This is a genomic window from Nonomuraea jiangxiensis (assembly GCF_900099965.1).
GTDB classification, from domain to species: domain Bacteria; phylum Actinomycetota; class Actinomycetes; order Streptosporangiales; family Streptosporangiaceae; genus Nonomuraea; species Nonomuraea jiangxiensis.
Window position 1 is genome coordinate 199894 of record NZ_FNDJ01000004.1, and the last position, 21082, is coordinate 220975.

A 21082-nucleotide genomic window follows, 5' to 3' on the forward strand; every position below is an offset into this window, starting at 1 on the left:
TGCCGCCGGGCACCCGGGACCCGGCACGCCGGTCCGTCCCCTCGTGCGAGAGCCCCGCGGGATGTCGGTGCGGCCTACTAGAGTCGGAACGCACCCGAAACATCGAGACTGGGAGGCGCCGCTCCATGTCGTCCAGCGACTCGTTCGTCCATCTGCACGTGCACACCGAATACTCGATGCTCGACGGGGCCGCGCGGCTCAAGCAGATGTTCAAGCAGGTCGGCGACCTGGGGATGCCCGCGATCGCGATCACCGATCACGGCAACATGCACGGCGCCTACGACTTCTACCGGCAGGCCACGGCCGCCGGGATCAAGCCGATCATCGGCATCGAGGCCTACGTCGCGCCGGAGCTGCGCCACAACAAGCGGCCGGTGCTGTGGGGCGAGCCGCACCAGAAGAAGGACGACGTCTCGGCGGGCGGCTACTACACCCACATGACGATCTGGGCGCGCGACAGGACGGGCCTGCACAACCTGATGCGGCTGTCCTCGCGTGCCTACACCGAGGGGTTCGTGCGCAAGTGGGCGCGGATGGACGCCGACATCCTCGCCGAGCACTCCGAGGGCCTGATGGCCACCACCGGCTGCCCGTCGGGCGAGGTGCAGACGAGGCTGCGGCTGGGCCAGTATGACGAGGCGCGCAAAGCGGCGGCGAAATATCAGGAGATCTTCGGGAAGGACAACTTCTACCTGGAGGTCATGGACCACGGGCTCGACATCGAGCGCCGCGTCCGCGACGGGCTGACCAGGATCGGCAAGGAGCTGGGCATCCCGCCGCTGGTGACCAACGACTCGCACTACACCTACGAGTCCGACGCCGCCTCCCACGACGCCCTGCTGTGCATCCAGACCGGCAAACAGCTCTCCGACCCCGACAGGTTCCGCTTCGACGGCAGCGGCTACTACATCAAGTCCGCCGACGAGATGCGCGCGGTCGACTCCTCCGACCTGTGGGCCGAGGGCTGCCGCAACACGCTGCTGGTGGCGGAGAAGGTCGATCCGGCCGGGTTCTTCGAGTTCAAGAACCTCATGCCGACCTATCCCGTCCCCGAGGGCATGACGGAGAGCGAGTTCTTCCGCCGTACCGTCTGGGAGGGCATGGAGCGGCGCTGGCCGGAGGGTTACGACGAGCAGCACAGGAAGCAGGCCGAATACGAGATCGGCATCATCGAGCAGATGGGCTTCCCGAGCTACTTCCTCGTGGTCGCCGACTTCATCATGTGGGCCAAGGACAACGGCATCCCGGTCGGGCCGGGGCGTGGCTCGGCGGCCGGGTCGCTGGTGGCGTACGCGATGGGCATCACCGACCTCGACCCGATCCCGCACGGCCTGATCTTCGAGCGGTTCCTCAATCCCGAGCGCGTGTCCATGCCCGACGTCGACATCGACTTCGACGAACGCAGGCGCGGTGACGTGATCCGCTACGTGACCGAGAAGTGGGGCGCCGACAAGGTCGCCATGATCGCCACGTTCGGCACCATCAAGGCGAAGGCCGCCATCAAGGACGCCGGGCGCGTCCTGGGCTACCCCTACGCGCTCGGCGACAAGGTGTCCAAGGCGTTCCCGCCCGCCGTGATGGGCAAGGACATCCCGCTGGCCGGGATCTTCGACAAGGACCACCCCCGCTACAACGAGGCGGGCGAGCTGCGCAGGCTCTACGACGAAGACGCCGACGTCAAGGCCACGATGGACCTCGGCAGGGGCCTGGAGGGCCTGATCAGGCAGACCGGCGTGCACGCCGCCGGCGTGATCATGTCCGCCGAGGTGCTGACCGACCACGTCCCGATCATGCGCCGCGACTCCGACGGCGTGATCATCACGCAGTTCGACTACCCGACCTGCGAGGCGCTCGGCCTGCTGAAGATGGACTTCCTGGGCCTGCGCAACCTCACGATCATGGACGACTGCCTCAGGATGATCGAGGCGACCACGGGAGAGAAGGTCGACCTGCTCGGGCTGCCGCTCGACGACCGCAGGAGCTACGACCTGCTGGCCAGGGGCGACACCCTGGGCGTGTTCCAGCTCGACGGCGGCGGCATGCGCTCGCTGCTGCGCCTCATGCGCCCCGACAACTTCGAGGACATCTCCGCCGCCCTCGCCCTCTACCGGCCCGGGCCGATGGGCGCCAACTCCCACACCAACTACGCGCTGCGCAAAAACGGCCAGCAGGAGATCACGCCGATCCACCCCGCCCTGGAGGAGCCGCTCAAGGACATCCTCGACACGACCTACGGCCTGATCATCTACCAGGAGCAGGTCATGGCCATCGCCCAGCGGGTGGCTGGCTACTCGCTCGGCAGCGCCGACCTGCTGCGCCGCGCGATGGGCAAGAAGAAGAAGGCGGAGCTGGACAAGCAGTACGCCTCCTTCGAGCAGGGCATGAAGGACAACGGCTTCCCCGAGGCGGCGATCAAGGCGCTGTGGGACATCCTGCTGCCGTTCTCCGACTACGCCTTCAACAAGGCCCACACCGCCGCCTACGGCCTCATCGCCTACTGGACCGCCTACCTCAAGGCCAACCACCCCGCCGCCTACATGGCCGCGCTGCTCTCCTCGGTGAAGGACGACAAGGACAAGTCGGCCCTCTACCTCAACGAGTGCCGCCGCATGGGCATCAAGGTGTTCCCGCCCGACGTCAACGACTCCGACTTCGACTTCACCCCGCGCGGCACCGACATCCGGTTCGGCCTGTCGGCGGTGCGCAACGTGGGCGGCAACGTCGTGGACGGCATCCTCGCCGCCCGCAAGGAGAAGGGGCGCTTCGCCGACTTCAAGGACTTCCTGCGTAAGGTGCCGGCCCTGGTCTGCAACAAGCGGGTGATCGAGTCGCTGGTCAAGGCGGGGGCGTTCGACTCGCTCGGGCACGTGCGCAAGGGCCTGGTCATGGTGCACGAGCAGGCCATCGACGCGATCATCGACATCAAGAGGAACGAGGCCATCGGCCAGGACTCCCTGTTCGGCGCGATCGAGGGCGGCGAGGACCAGACCTTCGACGTGCAGATTCCGTTGGGGGAGTGGGACAAGAGCACCCTCCTGCAGTTCGAGCGCGAGATGCTGGGCCTCTATGTCTCCGACCACCCGCTGTTCGGCGTGGAGCACATCCTGTCGGCGGGGGCCGACTGCTCGATCGCGGCCGTGCAGGACGAGAGCAGGCCGGACGGGCAGGTGGTGACCGTGGGCGGCATCCTGAGCGGGGTGCAGCGCAAGGTCACCAAGAAGGGCGACACCTGGGTGCTGACCCAGCTGGAGGACCTCGAAGGCTCGATCGAGGTGATGATCTTCCCGTCGGCCTACCAGCTCTGCTCGACGATCCTGGCCGAGGACGCGATCGTGTTCGTCAAGGGGCGGGTCGACAAGCGGGAGGACGTGGCGAAGATCATCGCCATGGAGGTGACGGCGCCCGACCTGACACGGGAGGCCGGCGGGCCGCTGCTGGTCAACCTGCCGCTGAAGCGGTGCACGCCGCCGGTGGTGGGGCGGCTGAAGGAGATCCTCGCCACGCATCCTGGCACGTCGGAGGTGCACCTGCAGGTCCACAACGGGCCCAGGACGACGGTGCTGCGGGTGGACGACAGGCTCCGCGTCACCCCGTCTCCCGCGCTCATGGGCGATCTCAAGCAGCTGCTCGGGCCTGCCTGCTTGGTGTGATTTTCTTCTTTTGTACGGCTTCGCACGGGAGGGTCCATCCGCCGTACGGGGCTGGGCTCTGTCCAGGGTGACGGTTACCGGGCGGCGCCGGCGGGCCACCGTCACGGCGCCCGGTCACCTCGCGAGCCCGACCTCAGGACCCGTTCCCGAAGGCGCGTTCCGGACCCTCTGCTTGAAGCCGCCCGTTACGGGGTCGCACGCCGCAGACGTCGCCGCGGGTTCGTGCCGGGGGCGTTCGTTCGGCGCCTGCCGCATCCCGCGCCTGTGGGATGGCAATGATCGCCGTCGCGGGCCGGTGGGGGTGTGAGGCAGGATCGCAGGGTGAGCGAACCGCACTACATGACCGCGACCGAGACGGCACACCTCATCAGGACCGGCCAGGCGAGCGCCGTGGAGGTCCTGCGGACCCACCTCGACCGGATCGAGAAGGTCAACCCGCGCGTGAACGCCATCGTGACCCTGGTGGCCGAGCAGGCGCTCGAAGCGGCCAAGGCGGCCGACGCGGCGGGGCCGGGCGAGGTGGCGGAGCGGCCGCTGCACGGCGTGCCCGTAGCCCACAAGGATTTGGTTGATACCGCAAATATCCGGACCACCTATGGATCGCCGCTTTTCGCCGAAAACATCCCGGACCACGATGACCTGATCGTTCAGCGGCTCCGCGCCGCCGGAGCCATCACCATCGGCAAGACCAACACCCCGGAGTTCGGCACCGGCTCCCACACCGTCAACGAGGTCTTCGGCGCCACCAGGAACCCCTACGACCTGACCAGGTCCGCGGGCGGCAGCAGCGGCGGCGCCGCGGTCGCGCTGGCCACCGGCATGGTCCCGCTCGCCGACGGCTCCGACATGGGCGGCTCCCTGCGCAACCCGGCCTCGTTCTGCAACGTCGTCGGCCTGCGTCCCACCCCTGGCCGGGTCCCCGCCGTGTCCGACACCGCCGCCTGGTACACCCTGTCCGTCCAGGGACCGATGGCCAGGACGGTCGAGGACGTCACGCTGATGTTCGGGGTGATCGCCGGGTTCGACCGCCGCTCGCCGTACTCGATCAAGGAGGTCTTCGCCCCCGAGCCCGAGCAGGGTGTGGCGGGGCTGCGGGTGGCGTGGAGCCCCGACCTGGGCGGGCTGCCGGTGGACCCGAGGACGGCGGCGGTCACCGCGACGGCGCCCGCGGTGTTCGAGCGCCTGGGCGCCCGCGTCGAGCAGGTGGAGCTGGACCTGTCCGGCGCCGAGGAGGCGTTCAGGACCTACCGGGCCTGGAATTACGCGCTGTCCTTCGACGACGTGACGGGGCTCGGCCCCAACACCGCCTGGAACGTCGAGCAGGGCCGCAAGGTCACCGGCGCCGACCTGGCCAGGGCCGAGGTCGCCCGCAGCCGCCTCTACCAGCGCATGGCCGCCTTCTTCGACGTCTACGACGTACTGATCGCACCGGTCAGCCAGGTGCCGCCGTTCCCGGTCGAGCACCCGTACGTCGGCGAGATCAACGGCGAGCGGATGCCCGACTACCTGGCCTGGATGCGCTCGGCGTACTGGATCAGCGTCCTGCACGCCCCGGCCGCGTCCGTGCCCGCCGGGTTCACCGAGGACGGCCTCCCGGTGGGGGTGCAGATCGTCGGCAGGCCGTTCGAGGACGCCAGGGTGCTCCGCGTGGCCCGCGCGTTCGAGCAGGCCACCCAGTACGGCCTGCGCCGCCCGCCACTCTAGAACCGGGGCAGCTCTCCATAGGGCTGCCGCAGGGGCGACTCGCGATACCCGTGCATGCCCTCCAGCAGCCCGAAGAACCCCACCGCCAGCAGCGGCCAGGACACCAGCACCCCGGAGGCGGTGAGCTTCAGCGCCCCGGGGACGACCTTCGCCCCGGGTACGGCGGCGGCCTCGACCACGACCGCCCCGATCGTGAACGTGGACCCGGCCCACAACGTCAGCATCGCCGCCAGCACCCCACCCGCGCACAGCCCGAGCAGCACCGCCAGCATGAACCGCCGCCCCACGAACCACGCGACCCCGCCGCACAGCAGCCCCAGCCCGCCCGTGATCACCGCGAACCAGCCGTCGGCCGCGATCAGCGCCTGCGTGGACGGGTCGGCCAGGACCGTGCCGTTCGCCGTGACCTCGTAGGGCGCGCGGGGCGTCAGCCCCGACCACAGCAGTCCGGCGGCGACCCCGAGAGCGGCGAGAGTGAGGACAGTTACCGCGAATGCGCGTACTTCCCTCGTCACGCCACTCCCCCTCACATGTACGTCCGAATCAGCTCGATGGTATCCCCCGGCTAGGCTCGGCTCGTGATTGCAGAAGAGGTCTGGCTCATCGAACCCTCCGGTCCGCTCCGCGGGGACGTCGAGGTACGGGGTTCCAAGAACGGCGTGTCGAAGCACATGGTGGCCGCCATGCTCGGCGACGGAGAGAGCAGCATCCAGAACGCCCCCGAGGTCGGCGAGGTCGGGATCACCGCCGCCATGCTGCGGGCGCTCGGGATCGACGTCGAGATCTCCGGCTCGGAGATCACGATTGCGCGGGGCAGGGAGATCGAGCCCCGGGTGCCGGACGCGTTCACCGGGCTCAACCGCATTCCCATCCTCATGCTGGGCCCGCTGCTGCACCTGGCGGGGGAGGCGTTCGTGCCGCTGGTCGGCGGCGACCCCATCGGTCGGCGGCCGGTGAACTTCCACGTGGAGGCCCTGCGCTCGATGGGCGCCGAGGTGGAGGTCGGCGACACCGGCATCTTCGCCAAGGCCAACAGGCTCCACGGCACCCGGATCGAGCTGCCGTACCCGAGCGTGGGGGCCACGGAGACGGTCCTGATGTCGGCGGTGCTGGCCGAGGGCAAGACGGTGCTGAAGAACGCCGCGATGGAGCCCGAGGTGGTGGAGCTGGCGCTGTTCCTGCAGCGCATGGGGGCCAGGATCGAGCTGTCGCCCAACCGCAGGATCGTCATCGAGGGCGTCGATCGCCTGCGCGGCGCCTCCACCTGGCTGACCGGCGACCGCATCGAGGCGTTCTCCTACCTGGCGGCGGGCCTGGTCACCCAGGGCGAGGTACGCGTGCACGGCTGCCCGCAGGACCGCCTGGTCACCGCGATCACCACGCTGGCCAGGATGGGCGCGCACTTCGACATCAACGACGAGTACCTGTGCGCGACCGCGCCCCCGGAGGGCCTGCGCGCGGCGGCGGTGCAGACCGACACCCACCCCGGCTTCATGACGGACTGGCAGACGCCGCTCATGGTGCTGTTCACGCAGAGCCAGGGCATGTCCGTGCTGCACGAGACGGTCTTCGAGAACCGCCTGGTGTACGTGCCCGCGCTGCAGAAGCTGGGCTGCGAGATCGAGGTGTTCGACCAGTGCCTGGGCGGCCCGGCCTGCCGCTATCACGACAGCAACGCCAGGCACTCGGCCGTGGTGCGCGGCGTGTCCCAGCTCAAGGGCGCCGACGTGACGCTGCCCGACATCAGGGCCGGGTTCTCGGCCGTACTGGCAGCGGCCGTGGCCGACGGGCAGTCGACGCTGCGCGGCGTGCACCACATCGAGCGCGGTTACCACCGGCCGTTCGAGCAGTTCGCCTCGCTCGGTCTGAACATCCGCAGGCAACGGTAAAGAGGTCCTAAGCGGGCGTTTGTCGACGATCGGGACGTCGCAGATCATCTTGCGTGACCGTACTCAGATCCGTCGGGGCGCTCGGGCTGGCGGGGGCGCTCGGCGGCGTGCTGACGGCGGCACTGGTCGCGCCCCTCGTCAGCGGCGGCGGCCTGGCCGCGAAGAGCGCCGCGAACACCTTCCTGGAGCTGCCGCCCGCGCCGCGCGAGGAGCCGCTCGCGCAGGTGACCAGGTTGCTGGACAAGGACGGCCGCCAGTTCGCCCAGTTCTACGAGTCCAACAGGACGAACGTGCCGCTCGCCGCCGTCGCGCCGGTGATGCGCAAGGCGATCGTGGCCATCGAGGACGCCCGCTTCTACGAGCACGGCGGCCTCGACGTCCGGGGCACGTTCCGGGCGCTGCTCACCAACACGCAGGCGGGCGGCATCCGGCAGGGCGGCTCGTCGCTGACGCAGCAGCTCGTCAAGAACATCCTGGTGGAGAGCGCCCGCACCGACGCCGAGCGCGACCGGGCCCGCGCCCCGAACCTCGCCCGCAAGATCACCGAGCTGCGCCTGGCGCTGGCGCTGGAGAAGAAGTACCGCAAGGACCAGATCCTGGAGCGCTACCTGAACATCGCCTACTTCGGCGCCGGAGCCTACGGCGTGGAGGCGGCGGCCCGGCGCTTCTTCTCCACCTCGGCGGCCAACCTGACGCTGATCCAGGCGGCCACGCTGGCGGGGGCGGTGCGGATGCCGTACTCGACCGATCCCTCGCTCGGGGCCTCGCAGCGGGCGCGCCTGCGCGAGCGGCGCGACCTCGTGCTGGACCGGATGACCGGGCTCAAGCTCATCACCGGGCAGGAGGCGGCGAGCGCCAAGAACACCTCGCTGGGCCTGCGGCTGAGGCCCGAGCCCGGCGGCTGCGAGCAGAGCGAGTTCCCGTTCTTCTGCCTGTACGTGCAGCGCGAGTTCCTGTCGAACCCGGTGTTCGGCAACACCCCGGCCGAGCGGCGCGCCAGGATGGCCAGGGGCGGGCTGACGATCAGGACCAGCCTCGACCCGATCGCGCAGCGCGCCGCCGACAAGGCCATCCGCAGCCACGTCGCGCCCGAGGACACCGAGGTGGCCGCCGAGGCCATGGTGGAGCCGGGGACCGGGCGGATCAGGGCGATGGCGGCCAGCAAGGGCTTCGGCCGCAACCGCGGCAACAGCAAGAACGGCCCCAAGACCACCTTCAACCTGGTCGCCGACGTGGCCCACGGCGGCGGCCAGGGGTTCCAGGCCGGATCGACGTTCAAGGTGTTCACCCTGGCCACGGCCCTGCAGCAGGGGTGGAGGTTCGGGGAGGGCTTCGACACGCCCGGCGCGCTGGTGCCCTCGGCGGGTTACCGCGACTGCACGGGCAAGCCGGTCAACGACCCGAACACGCGCATCCTGAACGCCAGCGGCGAGGGCGAGGGCGGCCCGCACAGCATCGAGACCGGCACCTGGAAGTCGGTGAACATCTTCTACATGATGCTGGAGCGCAAGGTCGGGCTCTGCAACGTGATACGGACGGCCAGGGCGCTCGGCACGGTCAGGGCGGACGGGAAGCCGCTGAAGGAGGTGCCCACGTTCACGCTGGGCGTCAACGAGATGGATCCGGTGACGGTGGCGGCGTCGTTCGCGGCGTTCGCGGCGCGGGGGCTCTACTGCCGGCCGCTGGCCATCGTGGAGATCATCGCCAGGGACGGGCGTCGTACGCACGTGCCGCCCGCGTGCGAGCAGGCCATCGAGCGGCCGGTCGCGGACGCCGTGAACTACGTGCTGTCCGGGGTGTTCGACAAGGGCACCATGCAGGGGCAGGGCATCGGGCGGCCGGCCGCGGGCAAGACGGGCACGAACAACGGCTACACCTCGGCCTGGTTCGCCGGGTACACGCCGGCGCTGGCCGCCGCGGTCAGCGTCGGGGACATCCGGGGCTCTTACCGGTTCCCGCTGCAGGGGGTGCAGATCGGGGACCAGTACTACGGTTCGGTGCAGGGGGCCTCGTTGCCGGGGCCGATCTGGGTGGAGTCGATGGAGCCCGCGCTCCGGCGGGTCGAGCCCGCCGCGTTCGCGGCGCCGAACATGGCGCGCTTCGGCGGCGGCCACACGCCGGGGCTGGAGGAGGCGCTGGCCGAGGAGGACCGCAAGAAGCGGCGGCGCGACGGCGACCATCCGTTCGGGCGCCGCTACCGGCGGCTCTTCGACTGGCTGCTCGGCCAGCGGCCGGTGGAGTCGCAGCTCGGGCTGGGGGAGGATCGGTACGCGCCGGAGCAGCCGTCTCAGGAGCGGGAGGAGTATCGGCCGCCGCCCTGGGGCGAGAGGTCGTCGGGCGAGCAGCCCACGGGGGAGAGGTCTCCGGGGGAGCGGTCGTCGGGTGAGCGGCCCTCGGGCGTGGGATCCGGCGGCGCGCGGCCCTCAAGCGAGCGGCCCTCAAGCGAGCGGCCCTCAAGCGAGCGGCCCTCAAGCGAGCGGCCCTCTGAGCGGCCTTCAACTGAGCGGCCCTCGGGTGAGCGGCCCTCTGGTGAGCGATCCGGGGGCGGGCGGTCTTCGGGGAGGCAGTCGTCCGGTGAGCGGCCCAGCGGTGGACCGCCCGGCGGTGGGCGGCCCGCAGGCGAGCGGAGCTCAGGCGGGCGGCCCTCGGGTGAGCGGCCCTCAGGCGGGCGGCCTTCGGGTGAGCGATCCGGGGGCGGGCGGCCCTGGGGTGACCTGCCCGGCCTGCGGGGCTGGCCGTTCGACTAGGCAGGGCCGGTGGTGCCGATCAGGCGGGGCCGGTCGTCGGGCCGGGGCTAGCCGGACTTGCCGATGGGGGCGGTGACGGCCCGGGTGAGGGTGATGAGGTTGTCGGGCGCGGTCTCGATCTGCAGGCCGCGCTTCCCGGCCGAGAAGTAGATCGTCTCGAAGTCGAGGGCCGAGGAGTCGACCACCGTCGGGAGCTGCTTGCGCTGGCCCAGGGGGCTGATGCCGCCCACGACGTAGCCGGTCACCCGCTCCACCTTGGCGGCGTCGGCCATCGCGGCCCGCTTGCTGTCGAGGGCCCCGGCCAGCGCCTTGAGGTCGAGCTTGCCCGCCACCGGCACGACCGCCACCGCCAGGCCGCCCTCGACCTCGGCCACGAGCGTCTTGAAGATCCGCTCGTACGGGACGCCGAGCGCGTCCGCCGCCTCCTCGCCGTAGGCCTGGGCGGAGGCGTCGTGTTCGTACGGATGGAGGGTGAACGCGGCCTTGGCCTTGGTCAGCGCCACGGTGGCCGGCGTGCCCCCGCTCTTGCCCTTCGATTTGCTCACGGAATCCGATTGTAGCGAATCTACATTGTAAAGGCCCGGCCCGGGGTGTACCCGAACGCCCGCCGGAACACGTCGATGAACGCGCTCGCCGAGGCCCAGCCGCAACGGTGGGCGACGGCGGTGACGGATTCGCCGTCGGCCAGCAGGAGCAGCGCATGGTGCAGGCGTAGCTGGGTGCGCCACTGGGGGAAGCTCATGCCCAGCTCCCGCCGGAACAGCCTGGCCAGCGTACGGTCGCTGGTGCCCGCCTGCCTGGCGAGCTGGGCCAGGGTCCTGCTGTCGGCAGGGGCCCGGCGCAGAGCGGCGCACACGGCCGCCAGCCGGGGGTCTTCGGGCGCAGGCAGGTGGAGCTGCTGTTCGGGGGCGCGTTTGAGCTGGTCGAGCAGTACGGCCAGGAGCCGTCGCCGCTCACCCCGCGCGCCGTCCCCCGTCGGGTCCCCCGTGGTCGTGGTGTCGGTGTAGGCGATGATCAGCTCGCGGAGCAGCGGGCCGACGGCGAGCACCGCCGGGCGGTCGATGCCGAGCGGGTTGCCGGTGAGGCCCACCAGGCGGAGGTCCGTGTCGCCGTGGGCGCGGTGCTCGTGGACGGTGCCGGCCGGGATCCAGATCGCCCGGTTCGCCGGGGCGACCCACACGCCGGCGCCCGTGGTGACCGAGACGACCCCGCGGCAGGCGTACACGATCTGGTGGGTGTCGTGCCGGTGCGCGTCGATGCCCGCTCCCCGGGCCAGGGGGCGGCGTCCGGTGGGAGCCTGCGGGAGGTGGCGGATTTCCGTCATCGGTTGGCAATTTATCGGAAGCGGGCCAGTGTTGCCTGGGAAAGGATCGAGGGCGTGAAACGGGTTCCCATGCTCTCGGCAGGTCACGCGGCGGTGGACTTCTATCAGGGCGCGGTCCCGGCGCTGGTTCCCTTCCTGGTGGCCGGGCGCGGTTACGGGTACGTCGCCGTCTCCGGCATCGTGCTGGCGGCCACGTTGCTGTCGTCGATCGTGCAACCGCTGTTCGGGGTGCTGACCGATCGGTGGCGGATGCCGTGGCTGATCCCGTTGAGCATGGTGGTCGCGGGGGCCGGGGTGGCGTTCGGCGGCGTGACGGACTCCTATGCGCTGACGTGGCTGGCGGTGGCGCTGTCCGGGCTGGGCGTGGCGGCGTACCATCCGGAGGCCGCGCGGCTGGCCAGGATCGCCAGCGCGGGCAGCCACGTCCGGATGAGCTGGTTCTCGCTGGGCGGCACGCTCGGGTTCGCCACGGCTCCCGTGCTGGTGACGCCGCTGCTGGCGTGGTGGGGTCTCGGCGCGTCGCCGTTCCTGGCGGTTCCGGCGGTGCTGGGGGCGGCGGTGACGCTGCCGGCGATCCTGGCGACGGCCGGGGGTGAGCGGGCGGCCACGGCGGCCGGGCCGGCGTCCGGTCGCGACGACTGGCCGTCGTTCGTCCGGCTGACGCTGGTGATCGTCTTCCGCTCGGTCGTGTACGTCGGGCTGAGCGCGTTCGTGGCCCTGTACATGGGGGGCGGGGCGGCGGGGGCGGTGGCGCTGTTCGTCCTGTTCGCCGGCGGCGCGGTGGGCACGGTGCTGGGCGGCAGGCTGGCGGCCCGCTGGGGGAGGACGCGGACGATGCGCCTGGCCTACGCGCTGTCGATTCCCGCGGTGGCGGGGGTGGCGCTGGCCCCCGGGCCGGTCGCGCTGGTCTTCATCGCGGCCTCGTCACTCGCCTTGTACGCCCCCTTCTCCCTGCACGTCACGCTGGGCCAGGACCTGCTGCCGAGCCGGGTGGGCACGGCCGGCGGCGTGACCCTGGGGCTGGCGGTGAGCGCGGGCGGCCTGGCCGGCCCGCTGGTGGGGGCCGTGGCGGAGGCGACCACGTTACGGACGGCGCTGGCGTGCCTGATCGTGTTCCCGGTCCTCGCCTGGCTCCTCGCCCGCACGCTCAAGGAACCGGCGCTGACCTGATTGACGTCAGGCGCGGTGTCCAGGCGGCCGGTGGCTCCCGTACGGCGCCCCAGTGCGTGGTCACCGCGTGGCCATGGACGCGACGGAGGCGTTGTCGTGCTGGGAGGGGTCCAGGGGCGTGGACCAGACGTGCGCGGCGAGGTCCAGGCGGCGGCCCGCGGCGCGTCCCACGTGTACCTCGGCCGAGATCGTGACCGGCTGGTCCGGATGGACGGCGGCGATGGTGCAGGTGGCCCGCCGGTCCACCTGCAGGCACCTGGCCCCGGTGACGCTGACCAGGCTGGTGCCGCGCGGCAGGATGAGCGTGACGGGCACGTGGGCGGCGGCCATCAGGCCACGCATGGTGACGACGGCGGCGACGGTGGCGGTGGTGCCGCGCCGGACCGGCCGGGACGGTGCCGAGGCCCGGATGGACAGCGCGTCGTACACGCCGTCCGGGTCGGCCTGCCGCACGATCGCGCCGTAGCCCGCGAAGTTGAGGGCGGTCGCGACGGAGTTGCCGTCGGGCTCGCCGTCGTCCTTGCCCGCCGACAGCACGCCCACCAGGTCGTTGGTGCCCTTGATCACCCAGGGACCGCCGCTGTGCCCCTTGTACAGGTGGCAGTTGTCGGTCTCCATGCGCCCGGGGGCATGGATGTGGGCGGCCAGGGCCGTGCCGTCGATCGCGGGTGGGGTGGCGGGCCGGGTCCTGCCGACGCAGAAGAGCTGGTCCCGGCCGTCGTACGGCTTCCTGCCGGACAGGCCGGGGTAGCCGGTGGTGACGATGGAGTGCCGGCCGCCTTCGTTGCGCATCGGGGTGAGGGCGCCGACGGCCTCCTGGAGGGTGTCGTCGCGCCGGCCGACCTCGATGAGGGCGATGTCGTAGACGGAGTTCCAGTCTCCGCCGATCAGGCCGGTGTAGCCGTCGGGTTTCCAGACCCGCCGTCCGCCCCACCGCCCGTACGGCTCGCGCTGCCGGACGCTGGTCGCCCGCCCGTCGTAGGCGGGGACGAAGGCGAAGTTGGTGTGCCACTGGCCGAGTTGCGAGTCTTCGGGTACCCCGTACACGCAGTGGGCGGCGGTGACGATGAGCAGCCGGGTGGCGGAGCGTATGACGGAGGCGCTGCAGGAGTCGCCGGTCCCGGCGGCGTTGACGAAGAACAGCCGCCCGCTGGTCCGGCTCAGCACCGACCGCGTGTACGGGCGGCGCACGTGGGCGTAGCCGTTGGCGTCCCCGCCGGGGGTCAGCCGCTTCAATCCGGGCACGCTGAGCCGCTGTGCGACGCCCTGGCCGGATCGCGGGCCGATGGCCGGGCCGGATCGCGGGGCGGTGGCCGAGGCGGGCCGGCTCGCCGGTAGGTCGGCGGCCCTGGCCTTGGCCTGCTTGCCGGCCGTCCAGTACCGCACGGCCTGGCGGGGCCGCATCGGCGGCGACACCTCGGCTCCCCACGCCAGGCCCGGCACGATGGCGTGCGCGGGCGGCTGGACGCCCGTGACGGGGAGCGCCTGCGGCCGGTGGCCCGTGGTGGCGTGCGCGGGCGGCGTGGCTGATACGGCAGGGGCAGCCGCGTGGCCCGCGGCGGCGTGCGCGGGCGGCGTGGCTGATACGGCAGGGGCGGCGGGCGGTTGCCCGGGTGTGGTGGCTGCGGGAGGCCGGGGGGTCGTCGGCGGGGGCGTCGCGAGCGCGACGCCTGCCAGCGTGGTCAGCACGGTGACCAAGGTTCTCGGCACGATACCCCCTGAACAGCTCGAATACGTCTGATCACTATAAGTGACCATATGGATGCGAAATGTAGGGGGGTGGGGTGTCCTGATCAGCCGGCGGCGCTGTCCCCGGTCCTCCCGGGCGGCAGGATCTCCGCGGTGCTGGCCTCGGCGGGCTCGCGGTCGGGCCGCAGCCCGCGCCAGGAGGGGTGGCGCAGCATGCCGTCGCCGGTGACCTCGGCGTACTGCACCTCGCCGACCACCCGGGCCTCGACCCAGTGGGCGTCGCGGGCGTGCTCACGCGGCACCGGCACGTCGAACGGCGGGTCGGGACGCTCCAGCGGCGCCAGCCGCTCCCGCAGGTCGCGCAGCATGTCCTGGGTGAACCCGGTGCCCACGTGTCCCACGAACAGCAGCCTGCCGCGCGGGTCGTGGGCGCCGAGCAGCAGCGAGCCGATCATGCCCGAGCGCCGCCCGCCGCCCGGTTTCCACCCGCCGATGACGACCTCGACGGCGCGTACGTTCTTGACCTTGGTCCAGTCGGAGCTGCGCCGCCCCGGCCGGTAGGGCGAGGTCATGCGCTTGCACACGACGCCTTCGAGTCCGAGCTCCCTGGAGGAGTCGAAGGCCCGTTCCGCCTGGTCGGAGAACCAGACGGGCACCTCCCACCGGTAGCCGGGCGTCAGGGTGCTCTCCAGCGCCTGCCTGCGCTCGGTGTAGGGGCGGGAGACGAGGCTGGCCGAGTCGAGGTGCAGCAGGTCGAAGGCCATGAACGTGACCGGCACCGCCCTGGTCAGCTCGGCCACGGCCGCCGGGTGGCGCTGGTGCATCCGGGGCTGCAGCGCCTCGAACCTGGGCCGCCCGGTCTCGTCGAACGCCACGATCTCCCCGTCGATCACGGCCGCGTGCCCGCCGGTGGCGGCGGCCATGAGCTGGAGCTCGGGATAGGCGGCGGTGATGTCCTTGCCGTTGCGCGACATGAGGCGGACCTTGCCGTCCTGGACGTAGGCCAGCGCGCGCACGCCGTCCCACTTCATCTCCACCGCCCAGCCCGCGCCCTGGACGGAGCTCAGGGTCCCGAGCTGGGCCAGCATCGGCGTGTAGGCGGGCAGCCGCACCATGGTGCATGCCGTACCCCGTCCGGCTGATCGACAGTGGCAGACCGGGGTCTACAGATGGTCAAGCGGGCTGTCTTCCATCAGCTCGGCCAGGTCGACGCCGTGCTCGCCGAGCTCGTCGACGGACGCGCAGTAGCCGCGCAGGTATGTGGTGCCGTTGACCCGGTGGGACACGCGGAGCATCGGGCGATCATCCAGGATGATCGCCTCGATCAGGATGCCCCCGGGGCCCCGCCACTGTCCCATGGCAAGCCAGGATAAAGGGCCGGACATAATGGACAGATAATGTGAAAGCCATTCTCCTGCCCTCGGGGGCGCGACACGCGCCTGGGATAAGGCGTACTCAAGGTTAGATTTCAGTTACCCAAGGCTTTTCTCGGCATGGCGCGTTAGCGGACGCCTGGCGCGGGCAAATGGGAGAGCTTCAAGGCTTTTCTCCCGGTCGTGGCCGTGCCCCCGTGACGGCCACGACGGCGTCCCGGCAGGCCCGGTCCGGGGCGATGGCGGCCGCGGGGCCCGGCGTCGGCGACGCCGCCCCGCGGCCGCCAAAGACGTTCGGCCGCAGGTCCCGCCGGGCCCGGCGGGTGGCCGTCCCGGGGCCTCGGCCGCCGGCCGCCGCCGGCCGCCGCCGGCCCCCGCCCGGCGTCGCGTGCCAGGGGCGTGCCCCAACAGCCGGCCAAGATCCGCTCAGGGATCCGCCCGGAAGGTCTGACCAGAGCTCGGCTGTGGCGTCCCGGATGCCGGACAGAACCGGATTCGGGGGTGGGACCTCCGTAGACTGTGAGGGTGATTTCCCGTATCGACATGCGCGCTTCCTTGCCGGATGACCTGCGCGACGTGCTGCCACGCGCCGACCTCGACGTCGAGGCCGCCCTGGAGAAGGTGCGGCCCATCTGCGACGACGTGCGCCATCGCGGGGTGGCGGCCGTACGGGAGCTGACCGCCCGGTTCGACGGCGTCGAGATCGCCACCACCCGCGTCCCCGCCGAGGCCCTCACCAGGGCCCTGGACGAGCTGGACCCGAAGGTCAGGGCGGCGCTGGAGGAGTCGATCAGGCGGGCCAGGCTGGTCCACCGCGACCAGCGGCGCACCGACGTCACCACCCAGGTGGTGCCCGGCGGCACCGTGACCGAGCGGTGGGTGCCGGTCGACCGGGTGGGCCTCTACGTCCCCGGCGGGCGCGCGGTCTATCCGTCCAGCGTGGTGATGAACGTCGTCCCCGCCCAGGAGGCCGGGGTCGCCTCGCTGGCGGTCACGAGCCCGGCGCAGGCGGATTTCGACGGCCTGCCGCACCCCACGATCCTGGCCGCGTGCGCGCTGCTCGGCGTGGACGAGGTCTACTCGGTGGGCGGGGCGCAGGCGGTGGCCATGTTCGCCTACGGCACCGAGGAGTGCCCGCCCGCCACGATGGTGACCGGGCCCGGCAACATCTGGGTGGCGGCGGCCAAGCGGCTGCTCAAGGGGCGCATCGGCATCGACTCCGAGGCCGGCCCGACCGAGATCGCCATCCTGGCCGACGAGACGGCCGACCCGGTCCACGTGGCCGCCGACCTGATCAGCCAGGCCGAGCACGACGTGATCGCCGCTGCGGTGCTGGTCACCACGAGCGCGGAGCTGGCCGACGCGGTGGAGAAGGAGTTGCCGGGCCAGGTGTCGGCCACCAGGCACTCCGAGCGCATCACCGAGGCGCTGAGCGGCAGGCAGTCGGGCATCGTGCTGGTCGGCTCCATCAACGACGGCATCAGGGTCGTGGACGCGTACGCGGCCGAGCACCTGGAGATCCACACGGCCGACGCGGCGCGGATAGCCGGAAAGATCCGGAACGCCGGTGCCATCTTCGTCGGCCCCTACGCCCCGGTGTCCCTCGGCGACTATCTCGCGGGCTCCAACCACGTGCTGCCCACGGGCGGGTGCGCCTGCCATTCCAGCGGCCTGTCGGTGCAGTCGTTCCTGCGCGGCATCCACGTCGTCGACTACACCCGCGAGGCGCTCGCGGGCGCGGCGGCGCACGTGTCCGTGCTGGCCGACGCCGAAGACCTGCCCGCCCACGGCGCCGCCGTCCGCGCCCGGTTCGACTGGCAAATTCCCACGGAGCACGCGTGACTCTCGACGACCTGCCCATCAGGGACGACCTCCGGGGTAAGTCGCCTTACGGCGCGCCCCAGATCGACGTCCCCGTCCGGCTCAACACCAACGAAAACCCCTACCCGCCCTCGCCCGAGCTGGTCGCCGACCTGGCCGCGGCGGTCGGGGCGGCGGCGGGGGAGCTCAACCGCTATCCCGACAGGGACGCCACCGCGCTGCGCGCCGACCTGGCGGCCTACCTCGGTCACGGCCTGACCGCCGAGCAGGTGTGGGCCGCCAACGGCTCCAACGAGGTGCTCCAGCAGATCCTTCAGGCCTTCGGCGGCCACGGGCGCAGCGCCATCGGGTTCGAGCCGTCCTACTCGATGCACCCGATCATCACCAACGGCACCAGCACCGAGTGGATCAAGGCCAGCCGGGAGGGCGACTTCTCGCTCGACCCCGCCAAGGCCGCCGCCGCGATCGAGGAGCACCGGCCCGACGTCGTCTTCCTCGCCTCACCGAACAACCCCACGGGCACCGCGCAGCCGCTGGAGACGATCGAGGCGATCCTGGCCGTGGCGCCGGGCATGGTGGTGGTGGACGAGGCCTATGCGGAGTTCGCCCGCGCGGGCACGCCGTCGGCGCTCACCCTGCTGCCGGGGCACCCGCGGCTGATCGTCACCCGGACGATGTCCAAGGCGTTCGCCATGGCGGGCACACGGCTCGGCTACCTGGCCGCCGACCCGGCCGTGGTGGAGGCGCTGCTGCTGGTGCGGCTGCCGTACCATCTGTCGACGCTCACCCAGACGGCGGCGCGGGTGGCGCTGCGGCACCGCGCCGCGCTGCTCGGCACCGTGGACGCGCTGCGGCGCGAGCGGGACGACACCGTGGCGTGGCTGCGGTCCAAGGGCCTGGCGGTGGCCGACTCCGATGCGAACTTCGTGCTGTTCGGCCGGTTCCCCGACCGGCGCCGGGTGTGGGAAGGGCTGCTGGAGCGCGGGGTGTTGATCCGTGAGGTGGGCCCGCCAGAATGGCTGCGGGTGTCCATCGGCACCGGTGCGGAGATGGCCGCCTTCCGGCAGGCCCTGGAAGGAGTGCTGTGACCGCCGATCGACCCACGACCCGCCACCGACACGACGAGGAGAGCACGATGTCCTGGGACTCCACCATCACCAGCGGAGGGGCCCTGTGAGCCGCGTAGGCCGCGTCGAGCGCGTGACGAAGGAGACCTCGGTCCTGGTGGAGGTCGGCCTCGACGGCACCGGCCGGGTGGAGGTCGCGACCGGGGTCGGCTTCTTCGACCACATGCTGGCCCAGCTCGGCAAGCACGGGCTGTTCGACCTGACGGTCAAGACCGAGGGCGACCTGCACATCGACGCGCACCACACGATCGAGGACACCGCGCTCGCGCTGGGCGCGGCGTTCCGCGAGGCGCTGGGCGACAAGTCGGGCATCAGGAGGTTCGGCAGCGCGTCGTGCCCGCTGGACGAGTCGCTGGCCCAGGTCACGGTCGACCTGTCCGGCCGCCCCTACCTCGTGCACTCCGAGCCCGAGGGCCTGGCGCCGATGATCGGCCCCGACTACGACACGACGATGACGCGCCACATCCTGGAGTCGCTGGTCGCCCAGGCGGCGATCTGCCTGCACGTGCACGTGCCGTACGGGCGCAACGCGCACCACGTCGTGGAGGCCCAGTTCAAGGCGCTGGCCCGGGCGCTGCGCGAGGCGTCCGAGCCCGACCCGCGGGCCACGGGGGTCCCCAGCACCAAGGGGGTGCTGTGACGGACAACCTCCTCGCCGTCGCGCTGGTGTTCATCGGGCTGTTCCTGATCGGCGGCGTGATCTCGCTGTTCCGGCAGGGCGTCAAGATCGGCGCGGCCATCTGCGTGGTCGGCGCGGTGATGGCGATCACGGCGGGGGTGTTGTGGTGGTGAGCGACCGATCGACCGCGACTGAGGAGTGGTGAGCGACCAGTGAGACACAACGTCGTGGTGCTCGACTACGGGTCGGGCAATCTGCGTTCGGCCGAGCGAGCGCTCGCCAGGGTGGGCGCCGACGTGACGGTGACCGCCGACCTCGACGCCGCCCTGGAGGCCGACGGGCTGGTCGTGCCCGGGGTCGGGGCGTTCGAGGCGTGCATGCGGGGCCTGCGGAGCGTCCGCGGCGAGCGCGCCATCGGCCGCCGGCTGTCGGGCGGCCGACCGGTGCTGGGCATCTGCGTCGGCATGCAGATCCTGTTCGCCCGGGGCGTGGAGCACGGGGTGGAGAGCGAGGGCTGCGGCGAGTGGCCGGGCACGGTCGAGCGGCTCGACGCCCCGGTGCTGCCCCACATGGGCTGGAACACGGTCAAGGCCCCCGCGGGCAGCGTCCTGTTCGCCGGGCTCGACGAGGCCACGCGCTTCTACTTCGTGCACTCCTACGGGGTGCGCGAGTGGGAGTTGCACCCAGGCGAGGGCTTCGCCGAACCGCTCGTCACCTGGGCCGAGCACGGCGTGCCGTTCGTGGCCGCCGTGGAGAACGGCCCGCTGATGGCCACCCAGTTCCACCCGGAGAAGTCCGGCGACGCGGGTGCGGCCCTGCTGAAAAACTGGCTCGAGACCCTGTGAGCGGCCGATGAGACACGCGAGTCCTTTACCCGCCGCGGGACCGGCGGCCTCGTGAGCAAGGAGCGGGCGCGGCGCAGGGCCGCGCGGGAAGCGGAGCGGGCACGCGCGATGCGGGCCAACGAGGAGCGGCAGGCACGCCGCGCCCGCCGCCGGGCCCTGCTGGCCCGCCTGGTCCCGCGCCCGGTGCGCTTCTACCGCCAGGGCGGCCTGCTGGCCCGCCGCCATCGGGCCCAGAACGTCGTGGTGGCGCTGGGCTTCCTGCTCGTCCAGGCGGTCGCGTGGCTGATCTGGGGCTCGTTCACGATCAGCCTGGCCGTGCTGGTCTTCTCCCTGTTGCTCGCACCCGTTGTGGTGACCCTCGCCTTCGACCGGAGGATCTGAATGTCGCTCGTTTTGTTGCCCGCCGTGGACGTGGTCGACGGCCAGGCCGTACGCCTCGTGCAGGGCGAGGCCGGGACCGAGACCGGTTACGGCGCGCCGCTCGCCGCCGCGCTGGCCTGGCAGGAGGCGGGCGCCGAGTGGATCCACCTGGTCGACCTGGACGCCGCGTTCGGCCGGGGGAGCAACCGGGAGCTGATCGCCGAGGTGATCGGCAGGCTCGACGTCAACGTGGAGCTGTCCGGCGGCATCCGCGACGACGACTCCCTGGCCGCGGCCCTGGCCACCGGCTGCCGCCGGGTCAACATCGGCACCGCGGCGCTGGAGCGGCCCGACTGGTGCCGGAAGATCATCGCCGAGCACGGCGACAAGATCGCGGTCGGGCTCGACGTGCGGGGCACCACGCTGGCCGCCCGCGGCTGGACCGAGGACGCCGGTGACCTGTGGGAGGTGCTCGACCGGCTGGAGGCCGACGGCTGCCCCCGCTACGTCGTCACCGACGTGACCAAGGACGGCATGCTCAAGGGTCCGAACCTCGACCTCTACCGCCAGATCTGCGCCCGTACCGACCGGCCGGTGGTGGCCAGCGGCGGCGTCTCGACTCTCGACGACCTGGTCGCACTGGCTTCTCTCGTCCCGGACGGAGTGGAGGGCGCCATCGTGGGAAGGGCCCTGTACGCTCACGCGTTCACGTTGGAAAACGCGCTGGCCGCGGTAAGCGTCTAGCTTCGCCAGGAGGGGGCGGA

General features: G+C 71.7%; 18 protein-coding genes. 12 read left to right on the forward strand and 6 right to left on the reverse strand.

Annotated features, from left to right (window positions below; all coding sequences use genetic code 11):
* Window positions 1-125: 125 nt before the first annotated feature.
* Entirely contained in the window at window positions 126-3650 is a 3525-nt protein-coding gene (gene dnaE / locus BLS95_RS10335) for a DNA polymerase III subunit alpha (RefSeq protein WP_090930691.1), read from the forward strand.
* 321 nt (window positions 3651-3971) lie between these two features.
* Window positions 3972-5354 (forward strand): amidase, encoded by a 1383-nt coding sequence (locus tag BLS95_RS10340; protein ID WP_218135682.1) that lies wholly within the window; start codon window positions 3972-3974, stop codon window positions 5352-5354.
* Here BLS95_RS10340 and BLS95_RS10345 read toward each other — a convergent pair.
* Window positions 5351-5869 (reverse strand): hypothetical protein, encoded by a 519-nt coding sequence (locus BLS95_RS10345; RefSeq protein WP_090930692.1) that lies wholly within the window; start codon window positions 5867-5869, stop codon window positions 5351-5353. The two genes, BLS95_RS10340 and BLS95_RS10345, sit on opposite strands and share 4 nt — an antisense overlap.
* Window positions 5870-5932: 63 nt before the next feature.
* Here BLS95_RS10345 and murA point away from each other — a divergent pair, with 63 nt between their 5' ends.
* A complete protein-coding gene (gene murA, locus BLS95_RS10350) occupies window positions 5933-7243 on the forward strand; it encodes a UDP-N-acetylglucosamine 1-carboxyvinyltransferase (RefSeq protein ID WP_245764966.1) in 1311 nt (436 codons plus the stop codon).
* 53 nt (window positions 7244-7296) lie between these two features.
* On the forward strand, window positions 7297-9990 hold the full coding sequence (locus tag BLS95_RS10355; protein WP_143043653.1) for a transglycosylase domain-containing protein: 2694 nt from the start codon (window positions 7297-7299) through the stop codon (window positions 9988-9990).
* Between the two features lie 47 nt (window positions 9991-10037).
* Here the strand turns inward: BLS95_RS10355 and ybaK are convergent, their stop codons facing one another.
* Both ybaK and BLS95_RS10365 read right to left on the reverse strand, forming a co-directional pair.
* On the reverse strand, window positions 10038-10535 hold the full coding sequence (gene ybaK, locus BLS95_RS10360) for a Cys-tRNA(Pro) deacylase (RefSeq protein ID WP_090930693.1): 498 nt from the start codon (window positions 10533-10535) through the stop codon (window positions 10038-10040).
* 20 nt (window positions 10536-10555) lie between these two features.
* Window positions 10556-11314, reverse strand: a complete 759-nt coding sequence (locus BLS95_RS10365; protein ID WP_090930694.1) for an AraC family transcriptional regulator — start codon at window positions 11312-11314, stop codon at window positions 10556-10558.
* Between the two features lie 54 nt (window positions 11315-11368).
* On the opposite strand from BLS95_RS10365, the gene BLS95_RS10370 reads away from it, so the two are divergent.
* Window positions 11369-12484: an MFS transporter gene (locus BLS95_RS10370; RefSeq protein WP_245764967.1), complete on the forward strand. Its 1116-nt coding sequence runs from the start codon at window positions 11369-11371 to the stop codon at window positions 12482-12484.
* Between the two features lie 60 nt (window positions 12485-12544).
* On the opposite strand, the gene BLS95_RS10375 is transcribed toward BLS95_RS10370, so the two are convergent.
* The 3 genes from BLS95_RS10375 to BLS95_RS10385 form a co-directional block, all read right to left on the reverse strand.
* Window positions 12545-14194, reverse strand: coding sequence for a trypsin-like peptidase domain-containing protein (locus tag BLS95_RS10375; protein ID WP_143043654.1), 1650 nt, complete (start codon window positions 14192-14194; stop codon window positions 12545-12547).
* Between the two features lie 83 nt (window positions 14195-14277).
* Window positions 14278-15288: a non-homologous end-joining DNA ligase gene (gene ligD, locus BLS95_RS10380; protein WP_090930697.1), complete on the reverse strand. Its 1011-nt coding sequence runs from the start codon at window positions 15286-15288 to the stop codon at window positions 14278-14280.
* Between the two features lie 48 nt (window positions 15289-15336).
* Window positions 15337-15531 carry a hypothetical protein gene (locus BLS95_RS10385; RefSeq protein WP_090930698.1) on the reverse strand — a complete coding sequence of 65 codons (195 nt, stop codon included), beginning with the start codon at window positions 15529-15531 and terminating at the stop codon, window positions 15337-15339.
* Between the two features lie 540 nt (window positions 15532-16071).
* Between BLS95_RS10385 and hisD the strand changes: the two genes are divergently transcribed.
* The 7 genes from hisD (at window position 16072) to priA (ending at window position 21062) form a co-directional block, all read left to right on the forward strand.
* Window positions 16072-17388: a histidinol dehydrogenase gene (gene hisD, locus BLS95_RS10390; RefSeq protein ID WP_090930699.1), complete on the forward strand. Its 1317-nt coding sequence runs from the start codon at window positions 16072-16074 to the stop codon at window positions 17386-17388.
* Window positions 17385-18455, forward strand: a complete 1071-nt coding sequence (locus BLS95_RS10395; protein ID WP_090930700.1) for a histidinol-phosphate transaminase — start codon at window positions 17385-17387, stop codon at window positions 18453-18455. The genes hisD and BLS95_RS10395 overlap by 4 nt, the downstream gene beginning before the upstream one ends.
* An 85-nt stretch (window positions 18456-18540) precedes the next feature.
* Window positions 18541-19134 (forward strand): imidazoleglycerol-phosphate dehydratase HisB, encoded by a 594-nt coding sequence (gene hisB, locus BLS95_RS10400; RefSeq protein WP_090930701.1) that lies wholly within the window; start codon window positions 18541-18543, stop codon window positions 19132-19134.
* Window positions 19131-19286 carry a hypothetical protein gene (locus BLS95_RS55530; RefSeq protein WP_176993117.1) on the forward strand — a complete coding sequence of 52 codons (156 nt, stop codon included), beginning with the start codon at window positions 19131-19133 and terminating at the stop codon, window positions 19284-19286. Before hisB ends, BLS95_RS55530 begins: the two co-directional genes overlap by 4 nt.
* Before the next feature lie 39 nt (window positions 19287-19325).
* Window positions 19326-19958 (forward strand): imidazole glycerol phosphate synthase subunit HisH, encoded by a 633-nt coding sequence (gene hisH, locus BLS95_RS10405; protein WP_090930702.1) that lies wholly within the window; start codon window positions 19326-19328, stop codon window positions 19956-19958.
* A 51-nt stretch (window positions 19959-20009) separates the two neighbouring features.
* Window positions 20010-20339, forward strand: a complete 330-nt coding sequence (locus BLS95_RS10410; RefSeq protein WP_090930703.1) for a hypothetical protein — start codon at window positions 20010-20012, stop codon at window positions 20337-20339.
* On the forward strand, window positions 20340-21062 hold the full coding sequence (priA, locus tag BLS95_RS10415) for a bifunctional 1-(5-phosphoribosyl)-5-((5-phosphoribosylamino)methylideneamino)imidazole-4-carboxamide isomerase/phosphoribosylanthranilate isomerase PriA (protein ID WP_090930704.1): 723 nt from the start codon (window positions 20340-20342) through the stop codon (window positions 21060-21062).
* Window positions 21063-21082 lie beyond the last annotated feature (20 nt).